Annotated in this window: 1 protein-coding gene; it reads right to left on the bottom strand. The window is 36.2% G+C overall.

Annotation, left to right across the window (positions count from 1 at the left end; translation table 11 throughout):
• Positions 1-52: 52 nt before the first annotated feature.
• Entirely contained in the window at positions 53-1,012 is a 960-nt protein-coding gene (locus RB298_RS28010; RefSeq protein ID WP_486049635.1) for a glycosyltransferase family 2 protein, read from the bottom strand.
• Positions 1,013-1,149 lie beyond the last annotated feature (137 nt).

Below are 1,149 nucleotides of genomic sequence, written 5' to 3'. Positions count from 1 at the left end.
GTAATTAAATGTATTTAAAAACCCTACAATAACAAAACGTATAAACTGAGCATTAAGCATGGGTATGCCACTTTTGATGATTTTCATGTTTTGCCGTCATTGTCTCCTCTTCAATAATATAGTGCGGACGTTTTTTAGACTCATAGTAAATGCGTCCAATATATTCCCCGATAATCCCTAAAAACGTCAGCTGCAAGCCGCCGATAATTAAAATAGCGGATATTAATGTAAAATAGCCCGGTACGTCAATCCCTGCAAATAAAATTTTCACAAGCATCGTCAGGACATATATAAACCCGAGAACCGTTACACCCATTCCCATATAAATCGATGCACGGAGCGGCTTATTGTTAAATGAAATTACTCCGTCAATTCCGTAGTTTAATAATTTACTAAACGTCCATTTGCTTTCGCCTTCTTCTCTGACGACATTTTCATAGTTAATCGTATATTCTTTAAATCCGATCCATGAAAACAGCCCTTTTGAAAAACGGTTATATTCATTTAAAGAAAGCAAGGCATTCAGCGCCTTTCTGCTTAAAAGACGAAAATCTCCCACTCCATTCACTAAGGAAACATCAACAAATTTATTCATCATTTTATAATACAGCTTGGACAAAGAAGACTTAATGACCGCGTCTCCTTTTCTATTTCTCTTAGCAATGACTTGATGATAGCCTTTGCGATAATAATGAACCATTTGTGGAATTAATTCTGGAGGATGCTGTAAGTCTCCATCCATTAAAACGACCGCATCTCCTTCTGCGTACTGCAGCCCAGCAAGCATTGCTGCTTCTTTTCCAAAGTTTCGGCTGAATGAAATATAAGACACTTCCTCATATTTAGCTGAAAGTTCTTTTAAGCAGCTAAGCGTATCATCCGAGCTCCCATCATTCACAAAAACCAATTCATACTGAAAATCTTCCCTTGCTAAAATATTGGTCGTATATTCATAAAATGAATGAACGTTATTTCCTTCATTAAAGCAAGGTACTACTACTGACAAAAGCATATCATTCCACCTAACTATGTAATTTCTCGTATTGCCTACATGACAATACATGCCCCTTCTTTCACCAGCCAACACAACTATTTACCTTATATTTCAAAGAAATACTCTGATTATCAGACAAATAGATAGTTCTTTCT

This window comes from Priestia sp. BR_2 (assembly GCF_041954005.1).
Taxonomy (GTDB): Bacteria; Bacillota; Bacilli; order Paenibacillales; family Paenibacillaceae; genus Paenibacillus_AQ; species Paenibacillus_AQ lautus_A.
Note: the sequence above shows the minus strand (reverse complement) of the source record. Positions and strands in the feature narration are given on the sequence as shown.